At 68.3% G+C, this 18,639-nt stretch carries 19 protein-coding genes; 13 read left to right on the top strand and 6 right to left on the bottom strand.

Features of this window, described 5'->3' with window-relative positions; genetic code table 11:
* Positions 1–9: 9 nt before the first annotated feature.
* Positions 10–534, bottom strand: coding sequence for a DUF2505 domain-containing protein (locus tag BST12_RS10865; RefSeq protein WP_083113124.1), 525 nt, complete (start codon positions 532–534; stop codon positions 10–12).
* Positions 535–560: 26 nt separating this feature from the next.
* Here BST12_RS10865 and BST12_RS10860 point away from each other — a divergent pair, with 26 nt between their 5' ends.
* Positions 561–1,661 (top strand): UDP-N-acetylmuramate dehydrogenase, encoded by a 1,101-nt coding sequence (locus tag BST12_RS10860; protein WP_083113123.1) that lies wholly within the window; start codon positions 561–563, stop codon positions 1,659–1,661.
* A 54-nt stretch (positions 1,662–1,715) separates the two neighbouring features.
* Entirely contained in the window at positions 1,716–3,071 is a 1,356-nt protein-coding gene (locus tag BST12_RS10855) for a L,D-transpeptidase (RefSeq protein ID WP_211281251.1), read from the top strand.
* Here BST12_RS10855 and BST12_RS10850 read toward each other — a convergent pair.
* Entirely contained in the window at positions 3,055–3,807 is a 753-nt protein-coding gene (locus BST12_RS10850; RefSeq protein ID WP_083113121.1) for an SDR family NAD(P)-dependent oxidoreductase, read from the bottom strand. The two genes, BST12_RS10855 and BST12_RS10850, sit on opposite strands and share 17 nt — an antisense overlap.
* Before the next feature lie 184 nt (positions 3,808–3,991).
* On the opposite strand from BST12_RS10850, the gene BST12_RS10840 reads away from it, so the two are divergent.
* The 6 genes from BST12_RS10840 to regX all read left to right on the top strand — a co-directional run bounded on the left by BST12_RS10840 (position 3,992) and on the right by regX (position 10,136).
* Complete coding sequence (locus tag BST12_RS10840) at positions 3,992–5,308, top strand: ROK family protein (RefSeq protein WP_245850236.1); 1,317 nt, start codon at positions 3,992–3,994, stop codon at positions 5,306–5,308.
* 37 nt (positions 5,309–5,345) lie between these two features.
* Positions 5,346–6,677, top strand: coding sequence for a D-inositol-3-phosphate glycosyltransferase (mshA, locus tag BST12_RS10835; protein ID WP_083113118.1), 1,332 nt, complete (start codon positions 5,346–5,348; stop codon positions 6,675–6,677).
* Positions 6,674–7,183 carry a type III secretion system chaperone family protein gene (locus BST12_RS10830; protein ID WP_083113117.1) on the top strand — a complete coding sequence of 170 codons (510 nt, stop codon included), beginning with the start codon at positions 6,674–6,676 and terminating at the stop codon, positions 7,181–7,183. The genes mshA and BST12_RS10830 overlap by 4 nt, the downstream gene beginning before the upstream one ends.
* 13 nt (positions 7,184–7,196) lie before the next feature.
* Positions 7,197–7,952, top strand: coding sequence for a phosphoglyceromutase (locus BST12_RS10825; RefSeq protein WP_083113116.1), 756 nt, complete (start codon positions 7,197–7,199; stop codon positions 7,950–7,952).
* Positions 7,953–8,087: 135 nt separating this feature from the next.
* Positions 8,088–9,320 carry a sensor histidine kinase gene (locus tag BST12_RS10820; RefSeq protein ID WP_139801608.1) on the top strand — a complete coding sequence of 411 codons (1,233 nt, stop codon included), beginning with the start codon at positions 8,088–8,090 and terminating at the stop codon, positions 9,318–9,320.
* A 132-nt stretch (positions 9,321–9,452) separates the two neighbouring features.
* Entirely contained in the window at positions 9,453–10,136 is a 684-nt protein-coding gene (gene regX, locus BST12_RS10815) for a two-component sensory transduction protein RegX (protein ID WP_083113115.1), read from the top strand.
* Here regX and BST12_RS10810 read toward each other — a convergent pair.
* Genes BST12_RS10810 through BST12_RS10800 form a run of 3 tightly spaced genes read right to left on the bottom strand, consistent with a single transcriptional unit; the run spans position 10,133 to position 13,274 of the window.
* Positions 10,133–12,001, bottom strand: coding sequence for a GMC family oxidoreductase N-terminal domain-containing protein (locus BST12_RS10810; RefSeq protein WP_083113114.1), 1,869 nt, complete (start codon positions 11,999–12,001; stop codon positions 10,133–10,135). The two genes, regX and BST12_RS10810, sit on opposite strands and share 4 nt — an antisense overlap.
* Complete coding sequence (locus BST12_RS10805) at positions 11,998–12,327, bottom strand: hypothetical protein (RefSeq protein WP_083113113.1); 330 nt, start codon at positions 12,325–12,327, stop codon at positions 11,998–12,000. The genes BST12_RS10810 and BST12_RS10805 overlap by 4 nt, the downstream gene beginning before the upstream one ends.
* Positions 12,324–13,274, bottom strand: a complete 951-nt coding sequence (locus BST12_RS10800) for a hypothetical protein (protein WP_083113112.1) — start codon at positions 13,272–13,274, stop codon at positions 12,324–12,326. Before BST12_RS10800 ends, BST12_RS10805 begins: the two co-directional genes overlap by 4 nt.
* 58 nt (positions 13,275–13,332) lie before the next feature.
* Here BST12_RS10800 and BST12_RS10795 point away from each other — a divergent pair, with 58 nt between their 5' ends.
* On the top strand, positions 13,333–14,049 hold the full coding sequence (locus BST12_RS10795) for a FadR/GntR family transcriptional regulator (RefSeq protein WP_083113111.1): 717 nt from the start codon (positions 13,333–13,335) through the stop codon (positions 14,047–14,049).
* Here the strand turns inward: BST12_RS10795 and BST12_RS10790 are convergent, their stop codons facing one another.
* Entirely contained in the window at positions 14,050–14,835 is a 786-nt protein-coding gene (locus BST12_RS10790) for a DUF3109 family protein (RefSeq protein ID WP_083113110.1), read from the bottom strand.
* Positions 14,836–14,929: 94 nt separating this feature from the next.
* On the opposite strand from BST12_RS10790, the gene BST12_RS10785 reads away from it, so the two are divergent.
* The 4 genes from BST12_RS10785 to BST12_RS10770 are packed head-to-tail and all read left to right on the top strand — an operon-like array spanning position 14,930 to position 18,617.
* Positions 14,930–15,946 carry a Ppx/GppA family phosphatase gene (locus BST12_RS10785; protein WP_083113180.1) on the top strand — a complete coding sequence of 339 codons (1,017 nt, stop codon included), beginning with the start codon at positions 14,930–14,932 and terminating at the stop codon, positions 15,944–15,946.
* Positions 15,943–16,926 carry a hypothetical protein gene (locus BST12_RS10780; RefSeq protein ID WP_083113109.1) on the top strand — a complete coding sequence of 328 codons (984 nt, stop codon included), beginning with the start codon at positions 15,943–15,945 and terminating at the stop codon, positions 16,924–16,926. The genes BST12_RS10785 and BST12_RS10780 overlap by 4 nt, the downstream gene beginning before the upstream one ends.
* A 12-nt stretch (positions 16,927–16,938) precedes the next feature.
* Positions 16,939–17,781, top strand: a complete 843-nt coding sequence (locus BST12_RS10775) for a sugar phosphate isomerase/epimerase family protein (protein WP_083113108.1) — start codon at positions 16,939–16,941, stop codon at positions 17,779–17,781.
* Positions 17,781–18,617, top strand: a complete 837-nt coding sequence (locus tag BST12_RS10770; RefSeq protein WP_083113107.1) for a thioesterase family protein — start codon at positions 17,781–17,783, stop codon at positions 18,615–18,617. The genes BST12_RS10775 and BST12_RS10770 overlap by 1 nt, the downstream gene beginning before the upstream one ends.
* The last annotated feature ends 22 nt before the right edge of the window (positions 18,618–18,639 follow it).

Genomic DNA, 18,639 nt, shown 5'->3' with positions numbered 1-18,639 from the left:
AAGGAACGCTCAGACGTTGTCCGCGATCCACAGCGTGGTGAAGCGCTGTTCGATGGCCACCAACTCGCGCAACTGGGTGCCGATCAGTCGCTCCAGCTTGCCGCCGATGATGGGAATCCGGACCTGAATGGTGAGCTGCGCCGACATCCGGGAGCCGCCGGTTTCCTCCTTCGGCGAAAGCACGCCGGTGCCCCACAGGTTCACCGGCGCACCGACTATCGATCCGGCAATGGACACCGTCGCAACGCCGTCGGTGATCGGCGTCCAGATCTCCTCGCGCCGCACGGACAGATCGCCCCGATGCAACTGGGTGACCAGGGCGGGCAGGTTGTGGCTGCACACCGTCTGCACGGTGGTCACCTCGATGCTGCCGTCGGCTCCGGAAGTGCCGCCCAACCGCATCGACTCGATGGTGGCGATGTCCACCGGGGTTTCGGCCAGCCGGGCAGTCCAGTAATCCGCTTCGTAGAAAGCCCGGTGAACTTCTTCGACGCTGCCTTCGTAATCGGCCGACATGTCGAATGAACGCGGCATAGCTGGTGAGGCTACCGTTACGGGCCATGAAACGGGGCGAGTCGGGTTTGCACTTTGCCGGTGCTCGCGCCAGCGAGTCGGTGCCGCTGGCCCCGTTGACCACGTTGCGGGTCGGACCGGTGGCGCGGCGCGTAATTACCTGCGACAGCACCGATCAGGTGATCGCCGTGTTGCGAGAGCTGGACGAGGGAGCCCGCGGCGGGGACGAAGGCCCGGTGTTGGTGTTTGCTGGCGGGTCCAATCTGGTGATCGGTGACGCCGTTGGCGAGCTGACCGTGGTGCGGCTGGCCAACAACGCGATCAGCTTCGACGGCAACCTGGTCCGCGCGGAGGCCGGCGCGGTGTGGGACGACGTGGTCGTCAGATCCATCGAGCGCGGCCTGGGCGGGCTGGAATGCCTGTCCGGGATCCCGGGGTCGGCGGGGGCCACGCCGGTACAGAACGTGGGGGCCTATGGCACCGAAGTGTCCGACACCATCACCCGGGTGCGGCTGTTGGATCGCGCCAGCGGAGCGGTGCGATGGGTGCCCGCGGCCGAGTTGCGGTTCGGCTATCGCACTAGCGTGCTGAAGCACGCTGACGGCCTCCACACGCCCGCTGTGGTCCTGGAAGTGGAGTTCGCGCTCGATCCGTCCGGGCGCAGTGCGCCGTTGCGCTACGGCGAGCTGACGGCCGCGTTGGGGGCGGCACCGGGCGACCGCGCCGACCCGCAGGCCGTGCGGGAGGCGGTGCTGACGCTGCGGGGGCGCAAGGGCATGGTGCTCGACGCGACCGATCACGACACCTGGAGCGTGGGTTCCTTCTTCACCAATCCGGTGGTCGCCCCGGAGGTCTACGAGCGGTTGGCGAGTCGCATGGACGGGCCGGTGCCGAACTATCCGGCGCCGGACGGGATCAAGCTCGCCGCCGGCTGGCTGGTCGAGCGGGCCGGCTTCGGCAAAGGGTATCCGGATGACGAGAACGCGCGCTGCCGGCTGTCCACTAAACACGCGCTGGCCTTGACCAATCGCGGCGGTGCCACCGCCGAGGACGTGCTGCAATTGGCGCGCACTGTTAGAGATGGGGTTTGTGATGTGTTTGGTATCACACTGCAACCCGAACCTGTCCTGGTCGGGTGTGTGTTGTAGCTGCTAGTTTCGTGCTCTAGAAACGTAGAAGAACCCCCGCCGCGCTGCTTCGCGGTGGGGGAGTGGGCTTTTCGCCCGGTATCTTTGACTCTCGTGAGCACCTCCAGCACCCCCAAAAGCCAAGGGCCGATCAATCGGCGCCTGGCGTTGACGGCCCTCGGGGTCGGGGTGCTGGCGCCCAACGTTTTGGCCGCTTGCGCCGGCAAAGTCATGAAGCAGGCCGAGAAGGCGCCGCCACCCGCGGCGCGCCTGACGTACCGGCCGAACAACGCCGCCGACGACGTGGTACCGATTTCGGCGATCAGCGTCGAGGTGACCGACGGCTGGTTCCAGCGGGTCGCGCTGACCAATACGTCCGGCAAGGTGGTGGCCGGCAGTTACAGCCAGGACCGCACCGTCTACACGATCACCGAGCCGCTGGGCTACGACTCGACCTATAGCTGGAGCGGTTCGGCCGTCGGCCACGACGGGAAGGCCATTCCCCTCGCGGGCAAGTTCACCACCGTGACGCCGAGGAAAAAGGTCGACGGCGGATTCCAGTTGGCCGACGGCCAGACCGTCGGCGTCGCGGCGCCGATCATCATCCAGTTCGACGCCCCGATCAGCGACAAGGCCGCCGTCGAGCGGGCGCTGACCGTGACCACCAACCCGCCCGTCGAGGGCAGCTGGGCCTGGCTGCCGGATGAGGCTGCCGGCGCTCGCATCCACTACCGCCCCCGCGAGTACTACCCGGCGGGTACCACGGTGGCCGTGGACGCCAAGTTGTACGGACTGCCCTTCGGCGATGGCGCGTACGGCCTGCAGGACATGTCGTTGAACATCCAGATCGGCCGTCGGCAGGTGGTCAAGGCCGAGGTTTCCTCGCACCGCATCCAGGTCGTCACCGACGCCGGCGTCATCATGGACTTCCCGTGCAGCTACGGCGAGGCCGACAAGGCGCGCAACGTCACCCGCAACGGCATCCACGTCGTCACCGAGAAATACGCCGACTTCTACATGTCCAACCCGGCCGCGGGCTACAGCAACGTGCACGAGCGCTGGGCGGTGCGGATCTCCAACAACGGCGAGTTCATCCACGCCAACCCGATGAGCGCCGGGGCACAGGGCAACAGCAACGTCACCAATGGCTGCATCAACCTGTCGACGGACAACGCCGAGGAGTACTTCCACACCGCCATGTACGGCGACCCCGTCGAGGTGACCGGCAGCTCGATCCAGCTGTCCTACTCCGACGGCGACATTTGGGACTGGGCCGTTGACTGGGACACCTGGGTGTCGATGTCGGCGCTGCCACGTCCGACCGGCCGGACGCCGGGAACTCAGATTCCCGTCACCGCGCCGGCCACACCGTCGACGGCTCCCACCTTGTCCGGTACGCCCACGACGGCACCGTCTAGGCCAGGTGGTTAGCCCTACGGGTAGCTGAGGCCTGGTCACGCGGCCGGATGATGATTTGATCCAGGTTGACGTGTGAAGGCCGGGAGGCCACGAACCCGATCACTTCCGCGACGTCGGCGGCAACCAGCGGTGTCATGCCGGCGTAGACGGCATCGGCACGTTGCTGATTCCCGTCAAAGCGAACCAGTGAAAACTCGGTCTCGACCGCGCCGGGGGCGATTTCGGTGAGCCGGACCGGCTTGCCCAGCAATTCCCCGCGCAGGGTGCGGTGCAGCGCGCCCTGGGCATGCTTGGCCGCCGTGTAGCCGGCGCCGCCGTCGTAGACCTCCAGCGCGGCGATCGAGGTGATGGTGACCACCAGCCCGTCTCCGGAAGCGATCAGCTTGGGCAGCAGCGCGCGGGTCACCCGCAGGGTGCCCAGCACGTTGGTCTCCCACATCCAGCGCCAGTGCTCGAGATCGGCGTCGATGACCGATTCCAGTCCGCGCGCACCACCGGCGTTGTTAACCAGCACATCCACCCGGCCCAATCCGTTGGCCAGCGCGTCGACCGCCGCGGCGTCAGTGACGTCGGTCACAACCGCCGTACCGCCGATCTCGTCGGCCAGCGCGGTGATCCGGTCTGCCCGGCGCGCCACGGCAACCACGTGAAACCCCTGGGCGGCAAGCATTTTAGCGGTCGCCTCGCCGATTCCGGAACTGGCGCCGGTGATTACCGCAACACGTTTGGACGCGTCGGCTGTTGTCATCGGAACAACTCTAATAAACGTGCTAAATTTTGCGTGTGCACCTCAGCGCCTTGTTCAACACCACCACCGCGTGTCTTTTCGCGGCGGGTGCGTGTTGTTGCCGCGCACTTTGCCGCGCCTGACCCCGAAAACGTCAGCAGGTGTGGCCAAGGACCGGCCAATGAACCAGGACTTAAGGACATCCGTGCACTCACCAACTCTCACCCCTCATTCCACTAACCGGCCGCCTAGTCGGCGGGGTACGCAACCGCGGTCCCATCGCCAAGTCGTACCGCCTTCGCTGCACTTGTCCGACTCCGCGGCGGCGGCGGTCTTCCGTGCCGTGCGGCTGCGCGGGCCGGTCGGCCGTGACGTCATCGCCAAAGTCACCTCGCTGAGCATCGCGACGGTGAACCGCCAAGTGATCGCGCTGCTGGAGGCGGGTCTGCTGCGCGAGCGAGCCGACCTGGCGGTTTCCGGTGCCATCGGGCGCCCCCGCGTTCCCGTGGAGGTCAACCACGAACCGTTCGTCACGCTGGGCATCCACATCGGTGCGCGGACGACGAGCATCGTGGCGACCGACTTGTTCGGCCGCACGCTCGACACGGTCGAAACGCCCACGCCGCTCAATGCCGCCGGGTCGGCCCTGACGTCGCTGGCCGACAGCGCCGGGCGTTACCTGCGGCGCTGGCATCGGCGCCGCCCGTTGTGGGTCGGCGTATCGATCGGTGGTGTGGTCGACGGCACCACCGGACATGTCGATCACCCGCGACTGGGCTGGCGCCAGGCGCCGGTGGGACCCGTGCTGGCCGACGTGCTGGGTCTGCCGGTGTCGGTGGCATCCCACGTCGACGCCATGGCCGGGGCGGAATTGCTGCTCGGCATGCGGCGGTTCGCGCCCACTTCGCCGACCAGCCTGTACGTCTACGCCCGCGAAACCGTGGGTTATGCGCTGGTGATCGGCGGCCGGGTGCACTGCCCGGCCAGCGGCCCGGGCACGATTGCCGCCTTGCCGGCCCAGTCCGAGCTGCTCGGGGATTCCGGGCAGCTCGAGTCCACGGTCAGCGACGAAGCGGTGCTGGCGGCTGCCCGCCGGCTGCGGATCCTGCCCGGGGTCGGACAGGGCACCCGGACCGGCGGCTCGGCCACCGCGATCACCGACCTGTTGCGCGTGGCGCGATCGGGCAACCAGCAGGCTAAGGAGCTGCTGGCCGAGCGGGCCCGGGTGCTCGGGGAGGCGGTGGCACTGCTGCGCGACCTGCTCAATCCCGACGAGCTGGTGGTCGGCGGTCAGGCGTTCACCGAGTATCCGGAAGGGATGGAGCGGGTCGAGGCGGCTTTCGCCGCGCGCTCGGTGCTGCCGCCGCGCGATGTGCGCGTCACCGTGTTCGGCAACCGGGTGCAGGAAGCCGGCGCGGGTCTGGTGTCGCTGGCCGGGCTCTACGCCGATCCGTTGGGCGCCATGCGCCGCTCGGGTGCGCTGGAGACCCGGCTACCCGATACCGAGGCTGTCGCCGAGTAGCGGTGGGCTGATTGCCGGCGTCCTGTAAACATGGAGTGTGCGGCACGATGACTTGTCAGTAGACGGCCCGCGCCGCATTGCCCTGTTAGCGGTGCACACCTCCCCACTGGCCCAGCCCGGCACCGGTGATGCCGGCGGCATGAACGTCTACGTGCTGCAGAGCGCGTTGCACCTGGCCCGCCGGGGCATTGAGGTGGAGATTTTCACCCGCGCCACCGCATCGGTGGATCCGCCGATCGTGCGGGTGGCGCCCGGCGTGCTGGTGCGCAATGTGGTGGCCGGGCCGTTCGAGGGCCTCGACAAGAACGACTTGCCCACCCAGCTGTGCGCCTTCGCGGCCGGGGTGCTGCGCGCCGAGGCTTCCCACGAGCCGGGCTACTACGACATCGTGCACTCGCACTACTGGCTGTCGGGTCAGATCGGGTGGCTGGCCCGCGACCGCTGGGCGGTGCCGCTGGTGCACACCGCGCACACGCTGGCCGCGGTGAAGAACGCGGCGCTGGCCGCCGGCGACACTCCGGAACCTCCGCTGCGCACCGTCGGCGAACAGCAGGTGGTCGACGAGGCGGATCGGCTCATCGTCAACACCGAAGACGAAGCACGGCAACTGGTTTCGATTCACCACGCCGATCCGGCGCGGATCGACGTGGTCCACCCGGGGGTCGATCTGGAGGTATTCCGTCCCGGAGACCGGCGGGTGGCCCGGGCGGCGCTGGGGCTGGCGCCCGACGAGCCGGTGGTGGCGTTCGTCGGACGCATCCAGCCGCTCAAGGCGCCCGACATCGTGCTGCGCGCCGCCGCGAAACTGCCGGGTGTGCGCGTCGTAGTCGCCGGCGGGCCGTCCGGTAGCGGACTGGCCGCACCCGACGGCCTGATACGGCTCGCCGACGAACTCGGCATCACCGCACGGGTCACGTTCCTGCCGCCGCAGTCGCGCACCAACCTCGCCACCTTGTTCCAGGCCGCCGATCTGGTTGCGGTGCCGAGTTATTCGGAGTCGTTCGGCCTGGTCGCCGTCGAAGCGCAGGCGTGTGGCACGCCGGTGGTGGCGGCCGCGGTGGGCGGGTTGCCGGTGGCGGTGCGCGACGGGATCACCGGCACCTTGGTGGCGGGGCATGGCGTCGATCAGTGGGCCGATGCCATCGACCGGCTGTTGCGGCTGCGCGAGGGCCCGCAAGGTCGGGCGATGCGGCACGCGGCGGCCGAGCATGCGGCCACCTTCTCCTGGGAGAACACCACCGACGCGCTGCTCGACAGCTACCGGCGGGCGATCACGGACTTCACTTCGTTGCGCCAGCGCAGGGTGCGCGACCGGGTGGCGGCGCGCAAGCCGCGCCGCTGGACGTCGCGCCGGGGTGTCGGCGCATGACGTCTCGGGTGGAACAAGTCATCGAGGCCGCGCTGCAGTCCAGCCAGCTGGAATACGCCAAACACGCCGGTGCGCATGGCGGGTTGCCCGGGGTTGTGGTGGCGTTGCCCGGCGAGCGCCGGCTCAAGACCAACACCATCCTGAGTATCGGCGAGCATTCGGTGCGGGTGGAGGCGTTCGTGTGCCGTAAGCCCGACGAGAACCAGGAGGGCGTCTACCGGTTTCTGCTGAAGCGCAACCGCCGGCTTTACGGCGTGGCCTACACGCTGGACAACGTCGGCGATATCTACCTGGTTGGCCGGATGTCGCTGGCCTCGGTCGACGCCGACGAAATCGACCGGGTGCTCGGGCAGGTGCTCGAGGCCGTCGATTCGGACTTCAACACGTTGCTGGAGTTGGGTTTTCGTTCGTCGATTCAAAAGGAATGGGACTGGCGGGGATCCCGGGGGGAATCGCTGAAGAACCTGGAGGCCTTCGCGCACTTAATCGACCAGGACGACGCGTGAGAGACTGACCGGCATGGGTGACACTGCCACGCTGGTACTGCTGCGCCACGGCGAGAGCGACTGGAATGCCCTCAACCTGTTCACCGGCTGGGTCGACGTCGGCCTGACCGAGAAGGGCCGGGCCGAGGCGGTGCGCAGCGGCGAATTGCTGGCCGAACAAGGTCTGCTCCCCGACGTGCTCTACACGTCGCTGCTGCGGCGCGCGATCACCACCGCGCATCTGGCCTTGGACAGCGCCGACCGGCTCTGGATCCCGGTGCACCGCAGCTGGCGGCTCAACGAACGCCACTACGGCGCGCTGCAGGGCCTGGACAAGGCCGAGACCAAGGCGCGCTATGGCGAAGAGCAGTTCATGGCCTGGCGGCGCAGCTACGACACCCCGCCGCCGCCGATCGAGAAGGGCAGCGAGTTCAGCCAGGACGCCGATCCCCGGTACGCCGACATCGGCGGCGGGCCGCTGACCGAGTGCCTGAAGGACGTGGTGACCCGCTTCCTGCCGTACTTCACCGACGTGATCGTGCCCGACCTGCGGACCGGTAAGACAGTGCTGATCGTCGCGCATGGCAACTCGCTGCGGGCGCTGGTCAAGCACCTGGACGGCATGTCCGACGAGGACGTCGTCGGGCTGAACATCCCCACCGGCATCCCGCTGCGGTACGACCTGGACGCCCAGCTGCGCCCGGTGGTGGAGGGCGGCACCTATCTCGACCCGGAGGCGGCCGCCGCCGGTGCCGCGGCGGTGGCCAGCCAGGGCGCGGCGAAAGCGTGATAGTTGGCGCCAATAGGCCCGTTTGACAAACATCACGTAAACAGCAGCCGAATACCTGGCGCGAAGTATGTGACTTGTCCGAATTTGGCCTTGCTTGGCTAGGGCGGCGTTCACCCAATTTGTAGGATTTGCCCTGTGACTGTGTTCTCGGCACTGTTGCTGGCCGGGGTCTTGTCCGTGCTGGGGCTGGCCGTAGGTATTGCGGCCGGGACCCGGCTGTCGTCCAGGATCATCGCACGCCGCCGGCGAGCGGCGACCGAGTCGACCGGAATCACGGTCGCGCAAATGCTGCAACGAATCGTCGCGCTGATGCCGCTGGGTGTGGCCGTGGTCGATGCCCATCGCGACGTCGTGTATCTCAACGACCGGGCTAAAGAGCTGGGTCTGGTGCGCGACCGCCAGCTGGACGACCAGGCCTGGCGAGCCGCCCAAGGGGCCCTGAGCGGTCAAGACGTCGAGTTTGATCTGCCGCCGGGCAAGCGTTCGTCCGGGCGCTCCGGGTTGTCGGTGCATGGGCAGGCCCGGCTACTGAGCGAATCGGATCGCAGGTTCGCCGTCGTTTTCGCCCACGACCAGTCCGATTACGCCCGCATGGAGGCGACCAGGCGTGACTTCGTGGCCAACGTCAGCCACGAGCTCAAGACGCCGGTGGGGGCCATGGCTTTGCTCGCCGAAGCTCTGCTGGCTTCGGCCGACGACTCCGAGACCGTTCGGCGGTTCGCGGAGAAGGTGCTCATCGAGGCCAACCGGCTGGGTGACATGGTTGCCGAGCTGATCGAGCTGTCCCGCCTGCAGGGCGCCGAGCGGTTGTCCAACGTCACCGACGTCGAGGTGGACACCGTTGTGTCCGAAGCGATTTCACGGCACAAGGTGGCCGCCGAAAACGCTCACATCGAAGTCCGCACCGACGCCCCCAGCGGCCTGCACGTGCTGGGCGATCAAACCCTGCTGGTTACCGCCCTCGCCAATCTGGTGTCCAACGCGATTGCCTATTCGCCGCGCGGGTCGCTGGTCTCGATCAGCCGTCGCCGCCGCGGCGACAACATCGAGATTGCCGTCACCGACCGGGGTATCGGGATCGCTTTGGAAGACCAGGAGCGGGTCTTCGAGCGGTTCTTCCGCGGGGACAAGGCCCGGTCGCGGGCCACCGGGGGAAGCGGGTTGGGGCTGGCCATCGTCAAACACGTCGCGGCCAACCACAACGGCAGCATCGGCGTGTGGAGCAAGCCGGGAACCGGATCGACGTTCACCCTGTCGATCCCCGCGGCAACGCCGTCGGACGAAGACGACGAAGACCAACCTGAGCAATCGCAACGGCGCGACGTGCGACCCAACAGGTCACAACGAGAGGAAGAGCTAAGTCGATGACCCGCGCTAACCATGAAGGGGAGTTGCGCAGATGACCGCCGCTAACGACGATGCGGTGGGGGTACCGCCCGCTTGCGGGGGACGCAGCGATGAGGTGGGGGCACCTCCCGCTTGCGGGGGAGAGTTGCGCAGATGACCGCCGTATTGATCGTCGAGGACGAGGAGTCATTGGCCGACCCGCTGGCGTTTCTGCTGCGCAAGGAGGGCTTTGAGGCCACCGTGGTGACCGACGGCCCGTCGGCGCTGGCCGAGTTCGACCGGGCCGGTGCCGACATCGTGCTGCTCGACCTGATGCTGCCCGGTATGTCGGGAACCGACGTGTGCAAGCAGCTGCGCGCCCGGTCCAGCGTGCCGGTGATCATGGTGACCGCCCGCGACAGCGAGATAGACAAGGTGGTCGGGCTGGAGCTGGGTGCCGACGACTACGTGACGAAGCCCTACTCCGCGCGCGAATTGATCGCCCGGATCCGCGCGGTGCTGCGCCGTGGCGGCGACGACGACTCCGAGATCAGCGACGGCGTGCTGGAGTCCGGTCCGGTGCGGATGGACGTCGAACGCCACGTCGTCTCGGTCAACGGCGACACCATCACGCTGCCGCTCAAGGAATTCGATCTGCTCGAGTATCTGATGCGCAACAGCGGGCGGGTGTTGACCCGCGGGCAGCTGATCGACCGGGTCTGGGGCGCCGACTACGTCGGCGACACCAAGACGCTCGATGTCCACGTCAAGCGGCTGCGGTCCAAGATCGAGGCCGACCCGGCCAACCCGGTGCACCTGGTGACGGTGCGCGGCCTGGGCTACAAGCTCGAGGGCTAACCCCGCGGCTCGACCATCTGGTCGGCGACGGCCAATGCCACCGCCATGATGGACAGCTGGGGGTTGACCTCTGGACAGCTGGGCAGGATCGACGCGTCGGCCACCCAGACGCCGTCGACACCGCGCAATCGGCCGGTCGCGTCGACGGGACAGAGCTGTTCGTCGGCGCCGGCCGCCGCTGTTCCGGTGGGGTGGAACGCGGCCAGGTGCAGACTGCGTGGGTTGGCACGCTGCAACACCTGCTGCAGCTCGGGGAATGACGTCACCGTGGTCGCACCGGGCAGGCCGGTGAGGATTTCCACCGCGCCGGCGGCGAACAGCAGCCGGCCGATGGCCTCCAATGCGACTCGCAGCTTGGCGAGGTCGGCTTGGGCGATGTCGTAGCGCACCAGCGTCTCGCCGCGCACCGATCGCACCGAGCCGACGCCTCGATCGGCCACCATCGCGCCAAATGTCGCGACCTGGGGTGCCCAGTCGAGCCAGCGCAGCAACTCCGCGCCATAGCCGGGAAAGAGCATCGAGCCCATGCCAGGCGGTGTGGACGTCGCTTCGATGAGCACGCCGTCGGACTCGTGAAACTCGTGCACCGCCGCGCTCTGCAGCACCCCCCGCCAGGCGTAGACGTCATCCTCGAACCGCCCGGCGAGCATCGTCGCCGGATGCAGCGCCAGATTGCGGCCCAGCCGCGGATGCCCGCCGAGGCCGCTGCGCCGCAGCAGCCCCGGCGTCTCCGTGGCACCGGCGGCGATGACGACGGTGTCGGCGATCACGTCGATCGCGGTGCCGTCAGGGCGGCGGGCGCGCACCCCGCGGGCGCGCCCGTTCCGATGCAAGACACGTTCGACGCGCGCCTGGGAGATGATCTGGGCGCCGGCCGCGCACGCCTGCGGCAAGGCGTTGAGGTGTACGCCGGACTTGGCGTTTTGCGGACATCCGATGGCGCACTGGCAACAGCCTTCGCAACCCGGCGCGTTGCGGGGAATGGGCGCCGCCTGCCAGCCCAGCGACTCGGCCGCATCGAGCAGCAGGTTGCCGTTGCGGCCCATGATGTTCAGCGGGACCGGCGCCACGCGCAGGGTGCGCTCCACCTCGTCGAGGCGAGGGGCGAACCGATCCGGATCGGTCAACGCGAATCCGAACTCGTCGCGCCAGCGCTGCTGCACCGCAACCGGCGGCCGGAAACAGGTGCCGGAGTTGACGACGGTAGTGCCGCCGACCGCCCGGCCCACCGGCAGCGCGACCGATGGACGGCCGAGCGCAATCGTGGCGGCGGCGCCGCGGTACAAGCCGGCGAAGCGGTCGATCGGGTGGGTGGTCCGGAATTCCTCGACCGTCCAGCGCCGTCCCTCTTCGAGCACGACGGCATCCAGGCCGGCCCGGGCCAACGTGCGTGCGGCCATCGCGCCACCGGCGCCTGAGCCGACGACTACGACGTCGCACGTGACGACCGACGAGCTTTCAGCCGACGGGGTGAGGTTCAGCGCCGCGTCCGGTCGTGCCGGGTCGTGTTCGGCGGCGCGGGACAGCAATTCCGGGGCATAGGTGTCGGCGCCGTTGACCAGCAGCACCATCGCCTTCATGACATCCACGGCCGCGCCGACGTCCGGGTTGAGCGCGGCGACTCGGCGCAGCACCTGTTCGCGTTCGCCGGGATCGAGCCGTGCCATCGACCGGCCGGTGGTGAGATAGCTGGCGGCGGCCAGGGAAGCCAGCCCGGCACGCACCGCCAGCCGCGAGGTGGCCGGCAGGCGCGCAACGTACCGATCGACGCGCTCGACCAGCTCGGCCGGTGCTGGGCCGCCGTATTCCTCGGGCAGCAGGGCGGTGCCGAAGGAAGCGGTCGCGCGATCGGCCAGACGGCTCATTTACCGCGTCCGAGCAGCCGGCCGAGTTTGAGGAAGAACGGATACGTGGCGAAGATGCCGCCGGCCGCGGCGTGCAGTGGCCACTCGGCTTGCTCGGTGTTCACGTTGAAAACGCCGCTGTTCCACATGAAGTCGCGGCCATTGCGGGACCGGAACGGGCGCCACAGGAACCCCAGGCCGGGCACGTTGTTGTAGAGCCCGAACGATCCGGCGAAGAACACCCCGAGGACGGCGGCCTCGATCAGGTCGCGACGCTTCTGGGGAATGCGGCGTTCGATCAGTAGCCCGGAGGCCAACAGCAGCGGCGGGTCGAGAGCGAAACTCATCGGGGTGTCCTTTCGTTGACGGCGGGCGCCTCGGCACCGCGCAGGCCGACTTCGGCATGCCCGGTGCCCAGCACCGACCAATGCCGGTCGTCGATGTCGATGTGAATGTCGGCCTGCTCGGTGTTGGTGCACACCACGGTGCCGCCGTCGGGATCGGTGTAGAGCAGGCTCACGCAGCGCTCCGGCGGCTGGTCGACGCGTATCAACACGTTGCGGCCGCCGATGCGCCCTTCCAGTTGCCAGTGCCGCACGCCTAGCGTCGTTCGCATCCGCAGCGATGGCAAAACGCTTGTGGGCCAGTCCTTTTCGTCGATGCGGCAGCGCACGAACGCCAGCGGCGCCAACCGGTTGAGCCCGGGTTTGTGGGAGACGGCCGCTACCGCTTCCACCACGTCGCCGTCGCCGAGATCGGCATGGATCCAGCCCCAGCGCTTGGCATTGCCGTGCCCGTAGATGTGGGCGACAGCGCCGCGCCAGCCGTCGACGGAATGATCGGTGCCGTCGACCGTCAGCGATCCGGCGAAATCGGCGGTGGGGGCCAGCACTACCTGGGCGCCGGGCAGCAGCTCGCGCTCCCATGCCACGCGGGGAAAGGTCCACAGCGGCGTCCCGGTGTCCTTCCAGGACAGGTCCCAGGCCAGTGATCCCGCGCGCCCGCTCAGCTCTTCGGGGCACGCTCGCGCGCCGGCGTGGTCGAACCAGGCTGCGCTGGACGCGGGCTGGGCCGGCACGGGTCCGAAGCGCTCGGTCAGCGGCGGACCGTCGGAGGGAAACCAGGTCGTCCAGCCGTGTGCATACGGAGCGCCGGAGGTGGGTGCGACGATTTCGTGGTGAATCCAGAGGCCGGCCCGGGTCAGCGGATCCGACAAGGTGGCGTACCAGACCTCCAGTCGCCCCGCCTTGCCCCGCCAGCGCGGGGCGACGGCCGATCGCTTTTCGTCGTCCACTGCTGTTCCTTCGGAGTTCAGGAGATGATGTGGCCAGTCTACAATATTGGTTGAGCCAATGAACCAGTTGACCCCCATACCCCCGCCGGACCGTCAGCGCGTGGACGAGCAGATCGCCACGTCCATCGCCGACGCGATCCTGGACGGCGTTTTCCCGCCCGGCTCGACGTTGCCGCCGGAGCGGGAACTTGCCGAGCAGCTCGGCGTCAACCGCACCTCGCTGCGGCAGGGCCTGGCGCGGCTGCAACAGATGGGTTTGATCGAGGTACGCCACGGCAGCGGCAGCGTGGTGTGTGACCCCGAAGGGCTCACTCATCCCGCCGTGGTCGAGGCGCTGGTGCGCAAGTTGGGCCCGGACTTCCTGGTCGAATTGTTCGAGATCCGGGCGGCGCTGGGTCCGTTGATCGGCCGCCTCGCGGCCGCCCGCAGCAAGCCTGAGGACACCGAGGCGCTACGCGCCGCGCTGGCCGCGGTGGGGGAGGCGGACACCGCCGCGGCGCGTCAGGCGGCCGACGTCGGCTACTTCCGGGTCCTCATCCACAGCACCCGCAACCGCGCCCTGGGGTTGCTGTACCGCTGGGTCGAGCACGCGTTCGGCGGTCGCGAGCATGAACTCACCGGGGCATATGACGACGCCCAGCCGGTGGTGGCCGATCTGCGGGCGATCACCGACGCGGTGCTGGCGCGCGACGCGGACGCGGCCGCCGCGACGGTCGAGGCTTACCTGAACGCCAGCGCGCTGCGCATGGTGATGGCCTACACGAACGCCCGTTAGCTACTCGGCTGCCCGCGTCGCGGGGTGTATGGCGATCAGGCCCAATTTGCCGCGGCGCCGGCACATCGCCGCCAATTCGCCGTAGGCCTTCTCGCCGAGCAGCTCGGTGAGCTCGTCGGCAAGGCTTTCCCACACCTGCTGGGCGCCGACGTGCGCCGCGGGATCGCCGGTGCAGTACCAATGCAGATCAGCGCCTCCGGAGCCCCAGCCGCGGCGATCGTATTCGGTGAGCGTGGTCTTGAGAATCTCGGTCCCGTCGGGACGGGTCACCCACTCCTGGCTGCGCCGGATCGGCAACTGCCAGCAGACGTCGGGCTTCATGGTCAGCGGCGGCACGCCCAACTTCAGGGCCTTGCTGTGCAGCGCGCACCCGACGCCACCGCGGAAACCCGGCCGGTTCAGGAAAATGCAGGCGTCCTTGTGTTTGCGGGTGCGGTACTGTGGCTGGTCGTCATGCTCGTCGAGTTCCAGATATCCCTTGCGGCCCAAGCCTTTTTCGCGGAATTGCCAGTCCTCGTCGGTCAGCTTCTGCACCGCGTCGTCCAACCGTGCGCGGTCGTCGTCGTCGGACAGAAACGCGCCGTGCGAGCAGCACCCGTCGTGCGGGCGCCCCGCGACGGTGCCCTGGCAGGCCGGCGTGCCGAACACACACGTCCAGTGCGACAGCAACCAGGTGAGGTCGGCCGCGATCAGATGCTCGGGATTGTCCGGGTCGTAGAACTCCACCCACTCGCGGGCGAAATCCAATTCCACTTCCTGGCCTGCCCCCTGGCGTGAATTTGCCACGGACTCAACGTTAGACCAAGATCCGGGCCTTGATCGGCGGGCGGCCGTGCGGGTCGTGCGACGCGAGCAACCTGTGCCGGGCTAGTTTGTGTTCGTGCGATTGGGTGTGCTGGACGTGGGGAGCAACACGGTTCATCTACTGGTGGTAGATGCGCACCGTGGCGGGCATCCGACCCCGATGAGCTCAACGAAGGCCACACTGCGGCTTGCCGAGGCCACCGACAGCTCCGGCAGGATCACCAAGCGCGGAGCCGACAAACTGGTCTCCACCATCGACGAGTTCGCCAAGATCGCGGTCAGCTCCGGTTGTGCGGAGCTGATGGCCTTCGCCACCTCGGCGGTTCGCGACGCCGAGAATTCCGACGACGTGCTGGCCCGGGTCCGTAAAGAGGCCGGCGTCGAGTTGCAGGTGCTGCGCGGGGTCGACGAGTCGCGGTTGACGTTTCTGGCGGTACGACGGTGGTTCGGGTGGAGTGCGGGCCGCATCATCAACCTCGACATCGGCGGCGGCTCGCTGGAGGTGTCCAGCGGTGTGGACGAGGAGCCAGAGGTCGCGTTGTCGCTGCCGCTGGGTGCGGGACGGTTGGCCCGTGAGTGGCTTCCGGACGATCCGCCCGGGCGGCGACGGGTGGCGATGCTGCGCGATTGGCTTGATGCCGAATTGTCGGATGCCAGCGCGGCCGTCCTGGAAGCCGGTGAACCCGACCTGGCCGTCGCATCCTCGAAGACTTTCCGGTCGTTGGCGCGCCTCACCGGTGCGGCGCCGTCGGCCGCCGGCCCCCGGGTGAAACGCACGCTGACCGCCAATGGCCTCAGACAACTCATATCTTTCATCTCTAGGATGACGACCGCTGACCGGGCAGAACTGGAAGGAGTGAGCGCCGAGCGCGCGCCACAGATCGTGGCAGGTGCTCTGGTGGCGGAGGCAAGCATGCGCGCGCTGTCGATCGAAACGGTGGATATCTGCCCGTGGGCGCTACGGGAAGGTCTCATCTTGCGCAAACTCGACAGCGAAGCCGACGGAACCGCTCTGGTGGAGACTTCGGTACGCGATGCTGGAGGTCAGGTAGTTGATCGGAACGCGGCCAACCGATCGAGAGGCAAACCATGACCGGACCACACTCTGAAACAGAGGACACCAAGCAAATCTCCGTGGCCGAACTGCTGGCCAGGAATGGAACCATCGGCGCCCCGGCGCCCACGCGACGCCGCCGCCGTCGGCGCGGCGACAGCGACGCGGTGACTGTCGCCGAGCTCACCGGCGAGATTCCCATCATCCGTGAGCAACCCCACGAGGAAGCCGAACCGGCCGCGCCGATCACCCCGGCGGTGCCGGCGAACGGGCAACCCGACCTGATTGAGACGGCACCCGAACCAGAGGCAGCAGCGCCGCCTGAACCAGAACCCGTCCCTGACGTAGCCACGACGGCGTACTGGTCGGAACCCGAACCGCGTTGGCCCAAGTCTGACCCGGTGGCCCGGCGCCCGTCCGGTCCAGAGCGCAGCGAGTACCCGCGGCCCCTGCGGCACACCGAAGCCGAGCAAGCCGGGCAGGAATCCGGTGCCGAGCACATGAGCCCCGATCCGGTAGAGCACTACGGCGACGCGTCGGTGGATGTGATGGACACCGAGGTGCGTGAAGCCGACTCAGCGGTCGAGGATTCCGCGTACGTGCGCTCCTACCTGCAGGCTTCGGAGGGAACGCTATTCGGCGGCCAGTCCATTGCCGATGAGGTGGCCCGGCGGCGCGGTGAGCAGGTGCCCACCCTCTTCGACGAGGACCCCGTCGAGTTGGAGGACCAGCCGGCTCGGGTGTCGTCCGGCAAGCTGATCGCCTTGTGGCACGGCACGGTGATCGTGTTCCAGTCGATCCTGGCGGTGGTGTTCGGCGCGGGGCTGTTCATCGCCTTCGACCAGCTGTGGCGCTGGAACAGCATCGTGGCACTGGTGCTGTCGGTGTTGGTCATTCTCGGACTGGTCGTCGGGGTGCGGGTAGTCCGCAAGACCGAGGACATCGCCAGTACGTTGATCGCGGTTGCCGTGGGGGCGCTGATCACCCTGGGACCGCTGGCCCTGTTGCAATCGGGCTAGGCACCGGCAGACTTGCGCCCAGCGATCAAAGTCGGCCTATCGACGGCCTCCGTGTACCCGTTGCGGGCGGAGGCCGCGTTCGAGTACGCGGCCCGGCTCGGCTACGACGGGGTCGAGCTGATGGTCTGGGGTGAATCGGTCAGCCAGGACATCGCTGCTGTCCGCAAGCTGTCGCGGCGCTATCACATGCCGGTGTTATCCGTGCACGCTCCGTGCCTGCTGATCTCGCAGCGAGTGTGGGGTGCCAATCCGATCGTGAAGCTGGACCGCAGTGTGCGAGCCGCCGAAGAGCTGGGGGCGCAGACGGTGGTGGTGCATCCGCCGTTTCGGTGGCAACGGCGTTACGCCGAGGGCTTCAGCGAGCAGGTCGCCGCCCTGGAATCGTCCAGCGACGTGCTGGTGGCCGTGGAGAACATGTTTCCGTTTCGGGCGGATCGGCTCTTCGGGGCCGACCAGTCGCGCGAGCGCATGCGCAAACGTGGCGGCGGACCGGGCGCAGCCATTTCGGCGTTTGCGCCGTCCTACGACCCGCTGGACGGCAACCACGCGCATTACACGCTGGACCTCTCGCACACGGCGACCGCAGGCACCGACGCACTGGAAATGGCCGGGCGAATGGCCTCGGGTTTGGTCCATCTGCATCTGTGCGACGGCAGCGGACTGCCCGCCGACGAGCACATGGTGCCTGGCCGTGGTACCCAGCCCACCGCCGAGGTGTGCCAGATGCTGGCCGGCGGCGCCTTCGCCGGTCACGTGATCCTGGAGGTGTCCACCTCGAGCGCGCGTTCGGCTTACGAGCGCGAGTCCATGCTGGCCGAGTCGTTGCAGTTCGCCCGGACGCATCTGCTGCGCTGATGACGGCCTTATTCACCGCCGCGATGGCGCTGCGCGAGCTCGACTCCGGCCCGACCGGCCGGGTGTTTGCCGGCGAACTGAACAAGCACTGGACCATCGGGCCGAAGGTGCACGGCGGCGCGATGGTGGCGCTGTGTGCCAACGCCGCGCGCATCGCACACGGCGGACACGAGGGAGGGGCGCTGCAGCCCGTCGCCGTCTCGGCGAATTTCCTGTGGGCGCCTGATCCTGGCGGGCTGCAGGTGGTGACGTCGATCCGCAAGCGCGGGCGCCGGATCAGCGTGGTCGATGTCGAGCTCAACCAGGGCGATCGCACCGCGGTGCATGCCGTGGTGACGCTGGGCGAGCCGGAACATCAAGGGGTGCCCCTGCTTTCGGCGAACCCGGTGGTGGATCTGATGGCGCCGGAACCGCCCGAGGGCGTCGAACCGATCGGGCCGGGCCATCGACTGGCCGGGCTGGTGCATCTGGGCGAAGGCTGCGATGTGCGGCCGTTGCTGTCCACCATGGCCCGGGTAACCGATGGGCGCCCGCCGGTGCTGCAGATGTGGGCCCGTCCGCGCGGCGTCGCTCCGGATGCGCTGTTCGCGCTCATGTGCGGGGATTTGTCGGCGCCGGTGACCTTTGCGGTGGACCGCACCGGCTGGGCGCCGACGGTCCAACTCACCGCCTTCATCCGCGCCCTGCCCGTCGATGGCTGGTTGCGCGTGGTGTGCACCTGCACGGAGATCGGGCAGGACTGGTTCGACGAGGACCACATCGTCGTCGACCAGTCGGGCCGCATCGTGGCCCAGTCGCGCCAGCTGGCCCTAGTGCCCGCCCGGCGGGGCGGCTAGATCGCGGCATCTGCGATGCTTT

Origin of the sequence: Mycobacterium angelicum, from assembly GCF_002086155.1 — a bacterium.
GTDB classification, from domain to species: domain Bacteria; phylum Actinomycetota; class Actinomycetes; order Mycobacteriales; family Mycobacteriaceae; genus Mycobacterium; species Mycobacterium angelicum.
The sequence above is the reverse complement of the archived record's forward strand: the minus strand, read 5'-3'. Positions and strand labels throughout refer to the sequence as shown.

Bases quoted from the DNA above. Each gene is read 5' to 3' on its own strand.
- regX (WP_083113115.1), top strand. From the start codon at position 9,453: ATGACCGCCGTATTGATCGTCGAGGACGAGGAGTCATTGGCCGACCCG.
- BST12_RS10780 (WP_083113109.1), top strand. From the start codon at position 15,943: ATGACCGGACCACACTCTGAAACAGAGGACACCAAGCAAATCTCCGTG.
- BST12_RS10825 (WP_083113116.1), top strand. From the start codon at position 7,197: ATGGGTGACACTGCCACGCTGGTACTGCTGCGCCACGGCGAGAGCGAC.
- BST12_RS10810 (WP_083113114.1), bottom strand. From the start codon at position 12,001: ATGAGCCGTCTGGCCGATCGCGCGACCGCTTCCTTCGGCACCGCCCTG.
- BST12_RS10770 (WP_083113107.1), top strand. From the start codon at position 17,781: ATGACGGCCTTATTCACCGCCGCGATGGCGCTGCGCGAGCTCGACTCC.
- BST12_RS10830 (WP_083113117.1), top strand. From the start codon at position 6,674: ATGACGTCTCGGGTGGAACAAGTCATCGAGGCCGCGCTGCAGTCCAGC.
- BST12_RS10860 (WP_083113123.1), top strand. From the start codon at position 561: ATGAAACGGGGCGAGTCGGGTTTGCACTTTGCCGGTGCTCGCGCCAGC.
- BST12_RS10795 (WP_083113111.1), top strand. From the start codon at position 13,333: ATGAACCAGTTGACCCCCATACCCCCGCCGGACCGTCAGCGCGTGGAC.
- BST12_RS10865 (WP_083113124.1), bottom strand. From the start codon at position 534: ATGCCGCGTTCATTCGACATGTCGGCCGATTACGAAGGCAGCGTCGAA.
- BST12_RS10850 (WP_083113121.1), bottom strand. From the start codon at position 3,807: ATGACAACAGCCGACGCGTCCAAACGTGTTGCGGTAATCACCGGCGCC.
- BST12_RS10805 (WP_083113113.1), bottom strand. From the start codon at position 12,327: ATGAGTTTCGCTCTCGACCCGCCGCTGCTGTTGGCCTCCGGGCTACTG.